19 protein-coding genes and 1 pseudogene (1 of these 20 only partly in view) are annotated in these 13,308 nt (G+C 53.7%); 18 read left to right on the top strand and 2 right to left on the bottom strand.

The window, feature by feature from the left end; translation table 11 throughout:
• Nucleotides 1–66 precede the first annotated feature (66 nt).
• The 17 genes and pseudogenes from L6439_RS24810 to L6439_RS24730 all read left to right on the top strand — a co-directional run bounded on the left by L6439_RS24810 (nt 67) and on the right by L6439_RS24730 (nt 11,080).
• Nucleotides 67–711, top strand: a complete 645-nt coding sequence (locus L6439_RS24810) for an adenylate kinase (RefSeq protein WP_168182385.1) — start codon at nt 67–69, stop codon at nt 709–711.
• A gap of 4 nt (nt 712–715) precedes the next feature.
• On the top strand, nt 716–1,468 hold the full coding sequence (map, locus tag L6439_RS24805; RefSeq protein ID WP_168182384.1) for a type I methionyl aminopeptidase: 753 nt from the start codon (nt 716–718) through the stop codon (nt 1,466–1,468).
• A 10-nt stretch (nt 1,469–1,478) separates the two neighbouring features.
• The gene (locus L6439_RS24800; protein ID WP_006676513.1) at nt 1,479–1,790 is read left to right on the top strand and encodes a KOW domain-containing RNA-binding protein; all 312 of its coding nucleotides are present in this window, start codon (nt 1,479–1,481) and stop codon (nt 1,788–1,790) included.
• A 2-nt stretch (nt 1,791–1,792) separates the two neighbouring features.
• On the top strand, nt 1,793–2,008 hold the full coding sequence (gene infA / locus L6439_RS24795; protein ID WP_006676514.1) for a translation initiation factor IF-1: 216 nt from the start codon (nt 1,793–1,795) through the stop codon (nt 2,006–2,008).
• Nucleotides 2,009–2,105: 97 nt separating this feature from the next.
• Nucleotides 2,106–2,219 carry a 50S ribosomal protein L36 gene (rpmJ, locus tag L6439_RS24790; protein WP_003333770.1) on the top strand — a complete coding sequence of 38 codons (114 nt, stop codon included), beginning with the start codon at nt 2,106–2,108 and terminating at the stop codon, nt 2,217–2,219.
• 20 nt (nt 2,220–2,239) lie between these two features.
• On the top strand, nt 2,240–2,608 hold the full coding sequence (gene rpsM / locus L6439_RS24785) for a 30S ribosomal protein S13 (protein WP_111154675.1): 369 nt from the start codon (nt 2,240–2,242) through the stop codon (nt 2,606–2,608).
• 19 nt (nt 2,609–2,627) lie between these two features.
• The gene (gene rpsK, locus L6439_RS24780; RefSeq protein WP_006676516.1) at nt 2,628–3,023 is read left to right on the top strand and encodes a 30S ribosomal protein S11; all 396 of its coding nucleotides are present in this window, start codon (nt 2,628–2,630) and stop codon (nt 3,021–3,023) included.
• A gap of 137 nt (nt 3,024–3,160) precedes the next feature.
• Nucleotides 3,161–4,105, top strand: coding sequence for a DNA-directed RNA polymerase subunit alpha (locus tag L6439_RS24775; RefSeq protein ID WP_006676517.1), 945 nt, complete (start codon nt 3,161–3,163; stop codon nt 4,103–4,105).
• Between the two features lie 33 nt (nt 4,106–4,138).
• Nucleotides 4,139–4,504 (top strand): 50S ribosomal protein L17, encoded by a 366-nt coding sequence (gene rplQ / locus L6439_RS24770; protein WP_006676518.1) that lies wholly within the window; start codon nt 4,139–4,141, stop codon nt 4,502–4,504.
• Between the two features lie 137 nt (nt 4,505–4,641).
• On the top strand, nt 4,642–5,463 hold the full coding sequence (gene truA, locus L6439_RS24765) for a tRNA pseudouridine(38-40) synthase TruA (protein WP_168182383.1): 822 nt from the start codon (nt 4,642–4,644) through the stop codon (nt 5,461–5,463).
• A 235-nt stretch (nt 5,464–5,698) separates the two neighbouring features.
• Nucleotides 5,699–6,136 (top strand): 50S ribosomal protein L13, encoded by a 438-nt coding sequence (rplM, locus tag L6439_RS24760; protein WP_006676520.1) that lies wholly within the window; start codon nt 5,699–5,701, stop codon nt 6,134–6,136.
• A 21-nt stretch (nt 6,137–6,157) separates the two neighbouring features.
• Nucleotides 6,158–6,550 carry a 30S ribosomal protein S9 gene (gene rpsI, locus L6439_RS24755; protein WP_006284382.1) on the top strand — a complete coding sequence of 131 codons (393 nt, stop codon included), beginning with the start codon at nt 6,158–6,160 and terminating at the stop codon, nt 6,548–6,550.
• Between the two features lie 124 nt (nt 6,551–6,674).
• Nucleotides 6,675–6,887, top strand: a pseudogene (locus L6439_RS24750) (DUF2264 domain-containing protein); the annotation flags it as partial.
• 241 nt (nt 6,888–7,128) lie between these two features.
• Complete coding sequence (locus L6439_RS24745; protein ID WP_168182382.1) at nt 7,129–7,821, top strand: phosphoadenylyl-sulfate reductase; 693 nt, start codon at nt 7,129–7,131, stop codon at nt 7,819–7,821.
• Between the two features lie 21 nt (nt 7,822–7,842).
• Entirely contained in the window at nt 7,843–9,018 is a 1,176-nt protein-coding gene (gene sat, locus L6439_RS24740) for a sulfate adenylyltransferase (RefSeq protein ID WP_213471533.1), read from the top strand.
• Between the two features lie 109 nt (nt 9,019–9,127).
• Entirely contained in the window at nt 9,128–9,898 is a 771-nt protein-coding gene (gene cwlD, locus L6439_RS24735; protein WP_168182380.1) for an N-acetylmuramoyl-L-alanine amidase CwlD, read from the top strand.
• A gap of 75 nt (nt 9,899–9,973) precedes the next feature.
• Complete coding sequence (locus tag L6439_RS24730; RefSeq protein ID WP_168182379.1) at nt 9,974–11,080, top strand: Mrp/NBP35 family ATP-binding protein; 1,107 nt, start codon at nt 9,974–9,976, stop codon at nt 11,078–11,080.
• A gap of 70 nt (nt 11,081–11,150) precedes the next feature.
• Here L6439_RS24730 and gerD read toward each other — a convergent pair whose 3' ends face one another.
• Nucleotides 11,151–11,837 (bottom strand): spore germination lipoprotein GerD, encoded by a 687-nt coding sequence (gene gerD / locus L6439_RS24725; RefSeq protein ID WP_168182378.1) that lies wholly within the window; start codon nt 11,835–11,837, stop codon nt 11,151–11,153.
• Between the two features lie 135 nt (nt 11,838–11,972).
• Between gerD and L6439_RS24720 the strand changes: the two genes are divergently transcribed.
• Nucleotides 11,973–12,575 carry a KinB-signaling pathway activation protein gene (locus L6439_RS24720; RefSeq protein ID WP_213471532.1) on the top strand — a complete coding sequence of 201 codons (603 nt, stop codon included), beginning with the start codon at nt 11,973–11,975 and terminating at the stop codon, nt 12,573–12,575.
• A 48-nt stretch (nt 12,576–12,623) separates the two neighbouring features.
• Here L6439_RS24720 and pdaB read toward each other — a convergent pair whose 3' ends face one another.
• Nucleotides 12,624–13,308, bottom strand: partial view of a polysaccharide deacetylase family sporulation protein PdaB gene (gene pdaB, locus L6439_RS24715; protein ID WP_213471531.1) — the 3' portion only. Its footprint extends 119 nt past the window's final position; only the last 685 of its 804 coding nucleotides appear in the window; its start codon lies off the right edge, out of view; it ends in the stop codon at nt 12,624–12,626.

The following is a 13,308-nucleotide window of genomic DNA, read 5'->3' as shown; positions in this document are numbered from 1 at the left end:
TGGCATCGAAGCACCCCACTTCCGGCGAAGTTAAGCCTGTGCTTGCATAAAGGGGAGTGACATTCGATGAACATTCTATTCATGGGGCCTCCTGGGGCAGGGAAAGGGACGCAGGCCGAACGCATTGTTGCCGAGTTCGGAATTCCCCATATTTCTACGGGGGATGCGTTCCGCAAAGCGATGAACGAAGGCACCCCTATCGGGTTGAAGGCCAAGCAGTACATCGATCAAGGTCTGCTCGTTCCGGATGACGTTACCGTGGGCATCGTTCGCGAACGGCTCGCGCAGCCGGATTGCGAAGCCGGCTTCCTGCTGGACGGCTTCCCGCGCACATTGGCGCAAGCCGAGGCGCTGGACGGCATCCTGACGGAGTTGGGCCGAACGCTGGACCATGTCATTAATCTGAGCGTGGACCGCGATTTATTGCTGGCTCGTCTTACGGGACGACGTATCTGCAAGTCTTGCGGCGCGACGTACCATGTCATATTTAACCCACCTGCACAAGCAGGCGTTTGCGATAAGTGCCAAGGCGAGCTGTACCAGCGCTCGGACGATACCGAGGAGAAGGTCGGCACGCGCCTTGACGAATATATCAACAAAACGGCTCCTTTACTCGAATACTATGGGAACAAGGGCTTGTTGCGTCAGGTTGACGGGGAGAAGGAAATCGATACGGTGACGTCTGAAATCGTATCTTTACTGCGAGGTTAAAAAGATGATCATCTGTAAGTCCGAAGTAGAATTAGGCTTCATGAGAGAAGCTGGGCGAATTGTAGCGGAAACGCATCGTCTTCTGGCCCAATCCATTAAGCCAGGGATCACGACTCGTGAACTCGATTCTATTGCAGAGACGTTCATTCGCAGCCAAGGGGCGACACCTTCGTTCAAAGGTTATAACGGATTTCCCGGCAGCATCTGCGTATCAGTCAACGAAGAACTGGTGCACGGCATTCCCGGCACACGCAAGTTAAACGAAGGCGACATCATCAGCATCGATATCGGTGCGGAATACCGTGGATATCATGGAGACTCGGCCTGGACCTATGGCGTCGGCACCATCTCGGAGACAGCCCGGCGGCTGCTCGAGGTAACGGAGCAATCGCTATATGCAGGGCTTGCCCTGGTCAAGCCGGATACGCGTCTTTACACGATATCCCATGCGATCCAGCGCGTAATCGAAGATGCAGGTTTTTCGGTCGTGCGAGAATATGTTGGGCACGGGATTGGAACGGATCTTCACGAAGAACCGCAAATCCCGAATTACGGGATTCCGGACCGCGGCCCGCGTCTCAAACCGGGCATGACGCTTGCGATAGAGCCGATGGTCATTGTCGGTGAGCGGTATGTCAAGACGCTCGCAGACAACTGGACGGTAGTGACGGCGGACGGAACGCTGTGCGCTCACTTCGAGCATACGGTAGCCGTAACGCCGGAAGGTTGCGAAATTTTGACGAAGCTGGTTGAGTAGGTGATGGAAGATGAGTGAACAATCAACCCCTCGTCTCGGCCAATTCGTCAAGGTGCTTCGAGGTCGTGATGCGGGCAAGCTCGCAGTCATCATCGGCATTGAAGAATCGCGCTACGTCAATATAGCGGATGGGGACAAACGGAAGTTTGACCAGCCTAAGCGAAAAAACTTGCTTCATCTCGAGGTGCTACCCGAGATTAGCCATGAAGTTGTCCGAAGTTTACAGGAGAGCGGCCGGGTTACGAACAGTAAGCTCCGGTACGTCCTGACGAAATTTGCGGAAGAGTCAGCCGCTGCAGATGTTGAACAGAAAGGAGAATGACGTTGGCCAAGGAAGATGTAATTGAGGTGGAGGGCACGGTCATTGAGCCGTTGCCGAATGCAACGTTTCGAGTTGAATTGGAGAACGGTCATCAAATTTTAGCCCATGTTTCCGGCAAGCTGCGGATGCACTTCATCCGTATTCTGACAGGGGACAAAGTGGTCGTGCAACTTTCGCCATACGATTTGAGCAAAGGTCGCATCACATATCGGAAGTAGCGCCCGGCTGTCGCCGAGGAGCACTTGCATGCACTTGCAGGCCGTCAGACGCGGGCTGGAGATACGGGTGCAACTTGATAACTAGGAGGTATTCAGCATGAAGGTAAGACCTTCTGTTAAGCCGATTTGCGAGAAATGCAAAGTCATTCGACGCAAAGGCAACGTTATGGTAATCTGTGAAAATCCGAAGCATAAACAAAAACAAGGATAAAAGAAGGGGGTGTAGCGTTAATGGCTCGTATAGCTGGTGTGGACTTGCCACGTGATAAACGCGTTGAGATCGCCTTAACATACATTTTCGGAATCGGAAAATCGACTTCTCAGAAAGTCATTGCGCAAGCAGGTGTCAACCCGGATACTCGCGTTCGCGATTTGACGGAAGACGAAGTGAACAAAATCCGTGAGGCGATTGACAAGAATGTTAAAGTTGAAGGCGACCTCCGCCGCGAGATCTCTTTGAACATCAAACGTCTGGTCGAAATCGGATGCTATCGCGGAATCCGCCATCGCCGCGGATTGCCTGTTCGTGGGCAACGTACGAAGACAAATGCTCGTACGCGTAAAGGCCCTCGTCGTACCGTAGCGAACAAGAAGAAGTAATAAGGGGGGATAACTAGCAATGGCTAAAGCGAAAAAAGTCGTACGCACAAAACGTCGTGACCGTAAAAATATCGAGAGTGGTGTGGCTCACATTCGTTCTACGTTCAACAACACGATCGTAACGATCACGGATCCACACGGCAACGCTATTTCTTGGGCTAGTTCCGGGAATTTGGGCTATAAAGGCTCTCGTAAATCGACGCCATTCGCAGCGCAAATGGCTGCGGAATCCGCTGCCAAAACGGCAATGGAACACGGCATGAAGTCGGTTGAGGTAATGGTTAAGGGTCCTGGCGCAGGTCGTGAAGCTGCCATCCGCTCTCTGCAAGCTGCAGGCTTGGAAGTCAGCATGATCAAAGACGTTACGCCAATCCCGCACAACGGCTGCCGCCCGCCAAAACGTCGTCGCGTATAATGATGGCACACCGATGCGTGTAGTATTAAGCTAGCGCCTGTTGGGAATAATGGTTGTTTAGGCATACTGCATGAATCGACCGACCGTAGGTGTTTGACGTTGGAAAACGCCAGCGACGTTTGAAGGAGGGTTATACAGTGATTGAGATCGAAAAGCCGAAAATTGAGACCGTGGACGTCAATGAGGAAGGCACATACGGCAAATTTGTCGTAGAACCGCTGGAGCGAGGATACGGAACGACGCTAGGCAACTCCCTGCGCCGTATTCTGCTCTCCTCCTTGCCCGGTGCTGCGGTGACGTCCGTCCAAATCGACGGTGTCCTGCACGAGTTCTCGACGATTCCGGGAGTCTATGAAGACGTAACGGAAATCATCTTGAACTTGAAGGCCCTGTCGCTCAAAATCCACTCCGATGAAGAGAAAGTTCTCGAGATCGATGCGGATGGCGAAGGGATTGTAACGGCTGGCGATATTCGAGCGGACAGCGATGTGGAAATTTTGAACCCGGATCTCCGCATTGCAACTTTAGCGCAAGGTTCCAGACTTCATATGCGAATCTTCGCAAATCGTGGCCGTGGCTATGTGCAGGCTGACGGGAACAAGCGGGAAGACCAACCGATTGGTGTCATCCCGGTGGACTCGATCTACACGCCGATCTCCCGCGTGAACTACAACGTGGAGAATACGCGTGTCGGCCAAGTCACGAACTACGACAAGTTAACCCTTGAAGTGTGGACGGATGGAAGCATTCGACCAGAAGAAGCGGTGAGCCTCGGTGCGAAGATTCTGACGGAGCACTTGATGCTGTTCGTCGGATTGACGGATGAAGCGAAAGACGCGGAAATCATGGTTGAAAAAGAGGAAGACAAAAAAGAGAAAGTGCTTGAGATGACAATCGAAGAGCTCGATCTCTCCGTTCGTTCCTACAACTGCTTGAAGCGTGCAGGCATCAATACGGTTCAAGAGCTGATTACGAAGACCGAAGAAGATATGATGAAGGTCCGGAACCTGGGCCGCAAATCTTTGGAGGAAGTTCAAGAGAAGCTCGAAGAACTCGGATTGGGCCTTCGCATGGAAGACTAACAGGAACTTGGCTTAGAAGGAGGGGAAATAGCAATGGCATACCAAAAGTTGGGTCGTGATTCCAGTGCCCGTAAAGCATTGTTCCGCGACTTGGTAACTGATTTGTTCTTGTATGAGCGTATTCAGACGACGGAAGCGAAAGCGAAAGAAGTTCGCTCCATCGCTGAGAAGCTCATTACGCTGGCGAAACGTGGGGATCTGCATGCTCGCCGTCAGGTGGCTGCATTCGTTCGCCGCGAGACTCTGAATGGGGAACAGGATGCAATCCAGAAGTTGTTCTCGGATATTGCTCCACGCTACACAGAACGTCCAGGCGGATATACCCGCATCATGAAATTGGGACCGCGCCGCGGCGATTCTGCGCCTATGGTGTACTTGGAACTGGTTGACCGCGCGTAAGTTCGCGGTCCTGTTTAGCGATACGATAACGACGCAGCAGCGGCGTGAAAGAAGGCTCCCATGAGGAGCTTTTCTTTTTAATCGCGTCGGGACGCCGTCCCCGCAGCCATGCAGGCGGTTCACCACGGAGGTGCTTTATGCGTAACATTGGAATGCTGTTAAGCTATGACGGCACGGCATACAGCGGTTACCAGACGCAGCCGGGTCGGGACACGATACAAGGACGCATCGAAGAAGCGATTCACATGTTAACGAAGGAGCATGCGGCCGTTACGGCTTCCGGGCGTACGGATGCCGGCGTGCATGCGCTTGGGCAAGTGGTTAACTTCGCGACCGAGTCATCGATACCCATCGAACGTTGGTGCGCCGCGATGAACTCGCGGTTGCCCGATGACATTGTCATCCGGGATGCATGGGAAGCTCCCGAATCGTTCCATGCCCGGTTCTCAGCGAAGCGCAAGACGTACCGTTATTCAATCCTGGCGGAGCGGACGCGTGATGTTTTCCGGCGCAATGTGGAATTCCATCATCCCGCACCGCTTGATATTGAGGCGATGCGTCAGGCGCTTCAGCACTTCGTCGGAGAGCATGACTTTACGTCAGTCGCATCGCCCAAATCACCGAAACTGACCAATGTGCGCACGATTTGCGAGGCGCGATTGGAGCATGAACCGAACGCGAACCAGGAGCCCGGCCGGGGCCGGATTCATCTGTTCGTGACGGGGAACGGTTTTTTGTACAACATGGTACGCATCATTGCGGGCACCTTGATCTGGGTCGGCGAAGGCAAGTTCTCTCCTGATGATATTGTGCCCATTCTTGCGGCAAAAAACCGGGAGGCCGCAGGACCGACGGCGGTGCCCCACGGCTTGACGCTGTGGAGTGTGGAATATGACGGAGAAGACCGGATAGATAAGGCCCCGCCGGTTTTTGCCGAAGGAAAAAAAGACCTTGCATAATAGAACCGAATACGGTAAAATAACATCTGTGTTTCTTTAGGCTTTCCCACGGCCCCGCAAAGAAATCACGCTGCCTCAGGGCAGTTTTGACAGATTTTTTTCACAGATCAAGAGAACGAACGTACTGAACGAATATACACACGAACTATCGTAACGATGGTAATCAATAATGATTGTGATAGGATGCAGTTGTGCCGTTCACACTGTATCGAAGGTCATCAGAGGAGGATGTTTCATGCGTACCACATATATGGCGAAGCCAGCTGAAGTTGAGCGCAAATGGTTCGTTATCGACGCAACTGGCAAGACACTCGGTCGCCTTGCTTCTGAAGCAGCGGCTCTTATCCGCGGCAAGCATAAGCCGACATTTACACCCCATGTTGACGGCGGCGACTTCGTCGTTGTTATCAACGCGGAGAAAATCGTCTTGTCCGGCAACAAGCTGCAAGACAAGAAATACTATCGTCACTCCCTCTATCCAGGCGGTCTGAAAGTGACAAGCGCACAGGAAATGCTGAACAAGAAGCCTGAGCGCATGATTGAACTTGCGGTTCAAGGCATGCTGCCTAAGACGCGCATGGGCAACAAAATGAAGCTTCGCATCAAAGCATATGCCGGCGCAGAACACCCGCATCAAGCACAACAACCTGAAGTTTACGAACTTCGCGGATAATAGAAAGGGGAGGACAGTTTCATGGCACAAGTACAATACTATGGGACAGGTCGTCGCAAGCACTCGGTAGCACGTGTTCGTCTCGTACCGGGCGAAGGCCGCATCGTGATTAATAAACGTGACATTAACGAATACTTCGGTTTGGAAACGTTGAAGCTGATTGTAAAGCAGCCGCTGAACCTTACCGAGACTCTTGGCAAATATGATGTAATCGTATTGGCTCACGGAGGCGGAATCTCCGGACAAGCCGGAGCGATCCGCCACGGCATTTCCCGTGCGCTGTTGAAAGCCGATCCGGAACTCCGTTCTTCGTTGAAGAAAGCCGGATTCCTGACTCGCGATCCGCGCATGAAAGAACGTAAAAAATACGGCCTCAAAGCGGCTCGCCGCGCGCCTCAGTTCTCGAAGCGTTAAGAAGCCTGTTATATCAACGATTATCGCCCTTGGCCCTTGCTGGTCAAGGGCTTTTCATTTGTTCCAGGCGTACTCTTGCTGCGTCGCCAACCATTCTTGTGGGCATAGAGTCCCCCCCCTCACCGCCGACGGGTGGCTGACCATCGGCTTCTGCGGGCATCAGCCAGGGAACGGGGAGGCCTACATATCTGCGGGGAGCCTGTATTTATGCTCTGCGGTCCTACTGCCGCTTGGTCTCCCTCCCGATCGTCCATTCTGGCAAGGGAAGGAAGCTTGGACCTCATGCAAGGCATGGTCCGGCGAGCCGTTCCCCATGGATGAAGCCATAGGGGACTAGCGAGAGAGCCAACTTCTGCTTGCGGAACCGTATGAACGCCACTGATCGGGCTTGGATACAGGCCCGATTTTTTGCTGCCCGCGATCATTCACCTGGGGCATTGTCCCGGTATATGCTGTAACATCAAGACGATATACGGCGATGCGTAAAAATAAATTGACAAAGATAGGAAAGCACATATAATTAAATAAACAAAACATATTGAAAAACTCGGAATAATTCATGAGTGAGGGGAGACACAATGAATCTGTTGGAAAAGGAAGCGCTGGCACGAGAGAAGGCAGAGGAATTCGAACATGCGGATCCGGAAGAAGTCATTGCTTGGGCGGTCAAGGCATTTCCCAAGTTGACCTTCGCATGTAGCTTCGGCGCGGAAGACGTTGTACTGGTGGATATGCTGCAGCGCATTAGCCCATCAACCGATATCTTCTATTTGGATACCGATTTTCACTTCCAGGAGACCTATGAGACGCGCGATCGATTGAGCGAACGGTACAATCTGGAATTCGTCCGCGTCGCCCCTGCGCTCTCGCCGGAAGAGCAGGCCAAGCTCCACGGGGAGGCGCTGTGGGAACGGGAGCCGAATCTATGCTGCAATATACGGAAAGTCGAGCCGCTCACCGGCATTCTCGGGCAATACGATGCCTGGATTACCGGGATACGCCGCGATCAGGCGCCGACCCGGGCGAACGCCAAGAAGGTCGAGTATGATACGAAGTTCGGCCTCATGAAGTTCAACCCGCTTGCCGCATGGACCTCCGAAGATGTATGGACCTACATTCGTTCGCATGACGTCGTTTATAATCCCCTGCACGATTTGAACTATCCTAGCATCGGCTGCACCTACTGCACGCGTCAGGTCCGCCCTGGAGAAGATCCGCGCGCCGGGCGCTGGTCCGGTACCGGCAAGGTGGAGTGCGGGCTTCACCAGTAAGCAGCGAAAGGAGAACGATGAATGACTACGATCTTACCGCATGGCGGCCAACTCATCTCCAGGCTCGTCCCGGAAGCCGAGGCGAACCGATTTGAGGAGGATGTCAAGGGGCTGCCGGCCATTCGAATCAATCGACGAACGCTGTCGGATGCCGATCTCATTGCCATAGGGGCATTTTCTCCCTTGCAGGGCTTTATGAACGAAGAAGATTACCGCCATGTCGTCGAACGGATGCGGCTCGCCGACGGCACCGTATGGAGTCTTCCGATAACGCTTCCGGTCCAGGCGGAGACTGCTGGCGCCTTGCGCATCGGCGATGAAGCCGCCCTGATTGGGGAAGAGGATGGCGTCTTGTACGGAACGATCGAGGTGCAGAGCATCTTTGAGATCGATCCCTATCATGAGGCGGAGAAGGTGTTCCGTACGACCGATGCCGCTCATCCGGGCGTCCGGAAGCTGTTGGAGCGCCCGGCGTTCTGTGTCGGCGGAAGCATTCGCTTGGTTCGGAGGCTGCAACCGGAGCGCTTCGGCGAGTATTATTTTGACCCGGCCGAGACGAGACAGATTTTCCAGGAACGCGGGTGGCGGACCGTCGTCGGCTTCCAGACCCGCAATCCGGTGCATCGAGCTCATGAGTACATCCAGAAGAGCGCGATGGAGATAGTCGACGCGCTGTTCCTCAATCCGCTCGTCGGCGAGACGAAGTCCGACGATGTGCCGGCGGATGTGCGCATGCGCAGTTATGTCAGTCTGCTGGAGCATTATTATCCGAGAGACCGGGTCTTTCTCGGGGTCTTTCCGGCCGCGATGCGGTATGCGGGTCCGAGAGAGGCGATTTTTCACGCCATTGTCCGGAAAAATTATGGCTGCACCCACTTTATCGTCGGCCGCGATCATGCCGGCGTTGGCGATTATTACGGGACTTATGACGCTCAGCATATTTTCCGCGAATTCCAGCCGGAAGAGTTGGGCATCCAGCCGCTCTTCTTCGAGCACAGCTTCTATTGTTCCGCGTGCGGCAATATGGCATCCAGCAAGACGTGCCCGCATCCGAAGGAGCGGCATGTCGCCTTATCCGGGACGAAGGTGCGCGAGATGCTGCGGAACGGGATCTGCCCTCCGCCTGAATTTTCGCGGCCGGAAGTGGCCCGGATTCTGATTGAAGGCATGTCGGAGACCGCCGAATTGAAGAGATAGGCCTGAACCCTCCATTTTGCCGCAGTGAGCTATAGAACGATGTATATTTGTCCACCTTGTCCCATATAGATGATTAGTGTCTGTATGGGAACGGAGGTGGACTTTTTGTATGATGAACTGGCCTGAGAAGCGAAGCAAAAAAACGTCGATTCTGTGGATCTCGCTCCATAGCGTGCGTAAATGGCTCGTCAGCCTCTGCCTCGTGTTGGCCGTCATCGCCATCATGACTGCCGAGATGCCGGCCACGAAGACATGGACCTACTGGACGATACCGTTATCCGGCAAGGTGGTCGTCATTGATGCCGGCCATGGAGGTCCCGATGGCGGCGCGGTAAGCAAGCATGGGGTGATTGAGAAAGATATTAATCTCTCTATCGCCTTATATTTGCGCGATTATTTGCAGCAGGCGGGAGCGCTGGTCTTCATGACCCGGGAAGGGGACTATGATCTGGCGGCCCCGGACACCAAAGGGTATTCGAAGCGCAAAGCGGAGGATTTGAAACGGCGTGTCAGCTTCGTTCAGGAGAAGAAAGCGGACATCCTGATTAGTCTTCATATGAACAGCATTCCGTCGGGCAAGTGGAGCGGGGCCCAGTCGTTCTATACGAAGCGGCACCCGGAGAGCGAGCGCCTGGCCAAATGGATTCAATCGGAGATTCGGCGGAATCTCGAAAATACGGATCGGGTCGCCAAGCCGGTGGATCGGCGCTTGTATCTGATGGATCACGTCGAGATTCCTTCGGCGCTTGTCGAGGTGGGGTTCCTCTCGAATCTGGAAGAATCCCGAAGGTTGGCGGACGAACAGTATCAGCGCAAGGTGGCAGCCTCGGTCTATAAAGGAATACTCCGCTTCATGGCAGGGGAAAACATTGGTAAATAGCGTTCCTATGATATAATAGACTACGTACGAAGCAGCATGTCCGTCTGCTGACCTTGATAGAGACGAGGTGCCATCATGATCACGAAAGAAGATATTTTGCAAGCGCTGCATGGATTAACGGAGCCCTTGACAGGCCAGGATTTAACTCATATTCAATGGATTCGCGATCTGATGATCAAGCCGGGAGAAGTGAAGCTAACCGCCCTGATCGCTCCTCAGGCCGCCGACGCCGAAGCGCGCGAGCGGCTTACCCGCGAGATCAAGACCCGTCTGTCGCCGCTCGGTCTGGACGATATCCATGTCCGCATCCGCCTGGCGACGGCGGCGGAGCTGCAAGCCATCGGTCTGCAGCCAGCCGAAGAGGCGCCGGCACGCGGCCCGGAGCCGGCAGGGCATGGAGCCGGAATGGAACAGCATCCGCTGTTGAATCCGGCATCAGGCGTGGAATTCATCGCTGTCGCCAGCGGCAAGGGCGGCGTCGGCAAATCGACCGTCACCGTCAACCTGGCGGCGGCCCTGGCCCGTCTGGGCAAGCGGGTTGGACTTATCGATGCCGATATTTATGGCTTCAGCGTCCCCGACATGATGGGAATTGAAGACCGCCCGATCGTGCAGGACAACATGGTGATTCCGATCGAACGGTTCGGCGTCAAAGTGATGTCGATGGGCTTTTTCGTGGAAGACAATAGCCCGGTTGTCTGGCGCGGGCCGATGCTGGGCAAGATGCTCCGGAATTTCTTCCAGGAGGTGGAGTGGGGCGAGCTTGATATCGTGCTGCTTGATCTCCCGCCGGGAACCGGAGATATCGCATTGGACATTCACCAGATGATTCCTCACAGCAAGGAGATTATCGTCACGACGCCTCATTCGACGGCAGCCTTCGTCGCAGCCCGGGCCGGCTCCATGGCGATTCATACAAAGCATGATATCCTGGGCGTCGTGGAAAATATGGCTTACGTCGAGTGCGCGAAATGCGGGGAGAAGCAGTACGTCTTCGGACGGGGTGGCGGCGGCAAGCTGGCGGAAGCGCTTCACGCCGATCTGCTGGCGCAGATTCCGCTCGGTTCGCCTGACAATCATCCGGCGGAGCCAGACTTCTCGCCGTCGGTCTACAAGGCGGATACGCCTATCGGCAAGCTGTATACGGAGCTGGCCGAACAGGTCGTTCGGCGTCTGTCCTGAACGAGAGCATCGCCATACACAAAAGGACTCCCACGCGGAGTCCTTTGTCATATCGAGGGAATAGAGAGACCTATGAACTGGAGCCCCCGCCGCCGGACTCGCCGCCGCCCTCTTCTTTTCCGCCGCCTTCTTGGCCCCCCTTGCCTTTTTCGCCTTCTTGTTTTTTCTTGCCCTTCTCTTCCGGCTGAAGCTCTTCCTTGACGACTTTGCTTAATAATTCCATGACTTCAAGCTTGAACAGCGGGCTGCCCATGGCATCCTTCACAAGCGTCATCATTTGCTTGCGGTATTCCGGGGTCTTCATTAGTTCAAGATATGCCTTCGTCATATCGGGAGCTTTCAGCATTTCGCCGAATGATTGCTGGTATGTTGGATCTTTAATTAGCGCTTTATGAAGCTCTTTATTTTCTTTATTGACGGCTTTTGCGAACTCTCCGGCAAATTTAGGATCCTTCATCACTTCTTCGATCACTTTCTCGTACTCGGGGGATACAAGCGTGTCCTTCACGGCCATCCGAATCTGCTCCTGCTGCTGAATGGTCAACGCCTGCATCTGCATGCCGCCGCCAGTTCCTCCGGAATGCGCCGATTGCACGGCTTTTTGGCCTTCTTCGCTTTTGAGAATATCGATAACCATGCTTTTTAGTTCTTTATAATCCATGGTGCTGTGGGCAGCGGGCTGTTCGGCTCCGCAACTGGCAAGAAGCAGCATCATAATGGCGCCAACCACCGCGAGACGGATAAATGATGTCTTCATGGCACGGCACTCCTTTCTGTCCCATTCATACCTTCACGCGTAGTATGGCAGGACGAATTGTGAATTATGTTTGACAGTTATAGTTTTTTGCTGAGAACCTTGGTAAAATAATGAACATTGCGGAGGTGCAGCGCCTTGACGTTGAAAAAATGGTTTTACTTATTTTGGACCACGCTCCTTATTGGAGGCGGAATCACATTAGTGATGGGTCTGTCCCTGCAAATCATTCAGGGAGAGTTCCAAAATTTCAATGGCCCGATGGACGGGGTATTGAATGTCGTGCAGCTGATTTTGAGCGGCTTTACCGTAAGCGTATACTCACAGATGGGATTTTTCGCGTATCTCACGCTGAATTTCATTGCCATCGGACTGTTCAGAAAAACATGGCCGTACATACAAGTGGCGCTCACCGTTATTGCTCTGCTGGATTTGATGTTCCTGCGGATGCTGCTTGCGGATAATGGAACGCAGCGGGGCGGAGACGCGATGAACGATATTTTGCTTGGCCTGGCCGTGCTCGCTGTCGCCTTGATCGTCGGTTATTTTAAAGTCAAGGCCACCAACCGGACCGCATTCATTCCTACCTTATTCTTCATGATCGCCATTACGACGGTCGAAACGCTGTCCGCCTTGAATATTAGCGGGATTGCAACCTGGTACGTCTATCTGCCGCTAGCTGCATGCAACGCCTATCAGGTGCTCATGCTGAACCGGATACTGGCAACACCAAAAAGCTGACGGAAATCCGCCAGCTTTTTTTCATGCGGGAAGGCAAAGATGCATATGCTACATTCCAACAGCTTTATGCAGGTGCTCGCTCATCGTCGACTTGTCCTCGATGGGCTTGCTTTTCAGGTCGGTCTGCTGAATCAGCTCCGACACGGTGACGAATTCATATCCTTTGGCCCGCAGACTGTCAATGATAGCGGGGAGCGCAAGGTGGGTCTGCTTGCAGGAATCGCTGGCATGGAGCAAGACGATATCCCCAGGATGAGCTTTGCCGACGACGCGCTTGACAATGGTATCGACGCCCGGGTTTTTCCAATCCAAAGAATCAGTATCCCATTGAATCACCTTATAGTTCAGGTTGTCCGCGATCCTGAGCACCCGCTTGTCGAAATCGCCGTTCGGCATGCGGATCAGATTGGCATCCTTGCCGGTCACCTCCTTCAGAAGCTGGTGGGCGGTCGTAATTTGCTTGCGGATCTCTTCATCGCTCAGACTGCTGTAATTGACGTGCTTATGACCATGACTTCCGATTTCATAGCCGGCGCTGACCATCTTTTTCACAATATCGGGATGCGTCTTGCTCCAAGGGGATGACAAAAAGAACGTCGCTTTGTTCACGCCTTTTTCCTTGAGTATGTCAAGGATCGGCTCAGCCCGTTTGTCGCCCCAGCTAATATCGAAGGTGAGGGCAATCACCTTTTTGTCGGTCGGCACGCTGTAAATGGCGGAAGGGTTCGATTCG

Origin of the sequence: Paenibacillus dendritiformis, assembly GCF_021654795.1 — a bacterium.
Classification (GTDB): Bacteria; Bacillota; Bacilli; order Paenibacillales; family Paenibacillaceae; genus Paenibacillus_B.
This window is presented reverse-complemented; position numbering and strand designations above follow the sequence as displayed.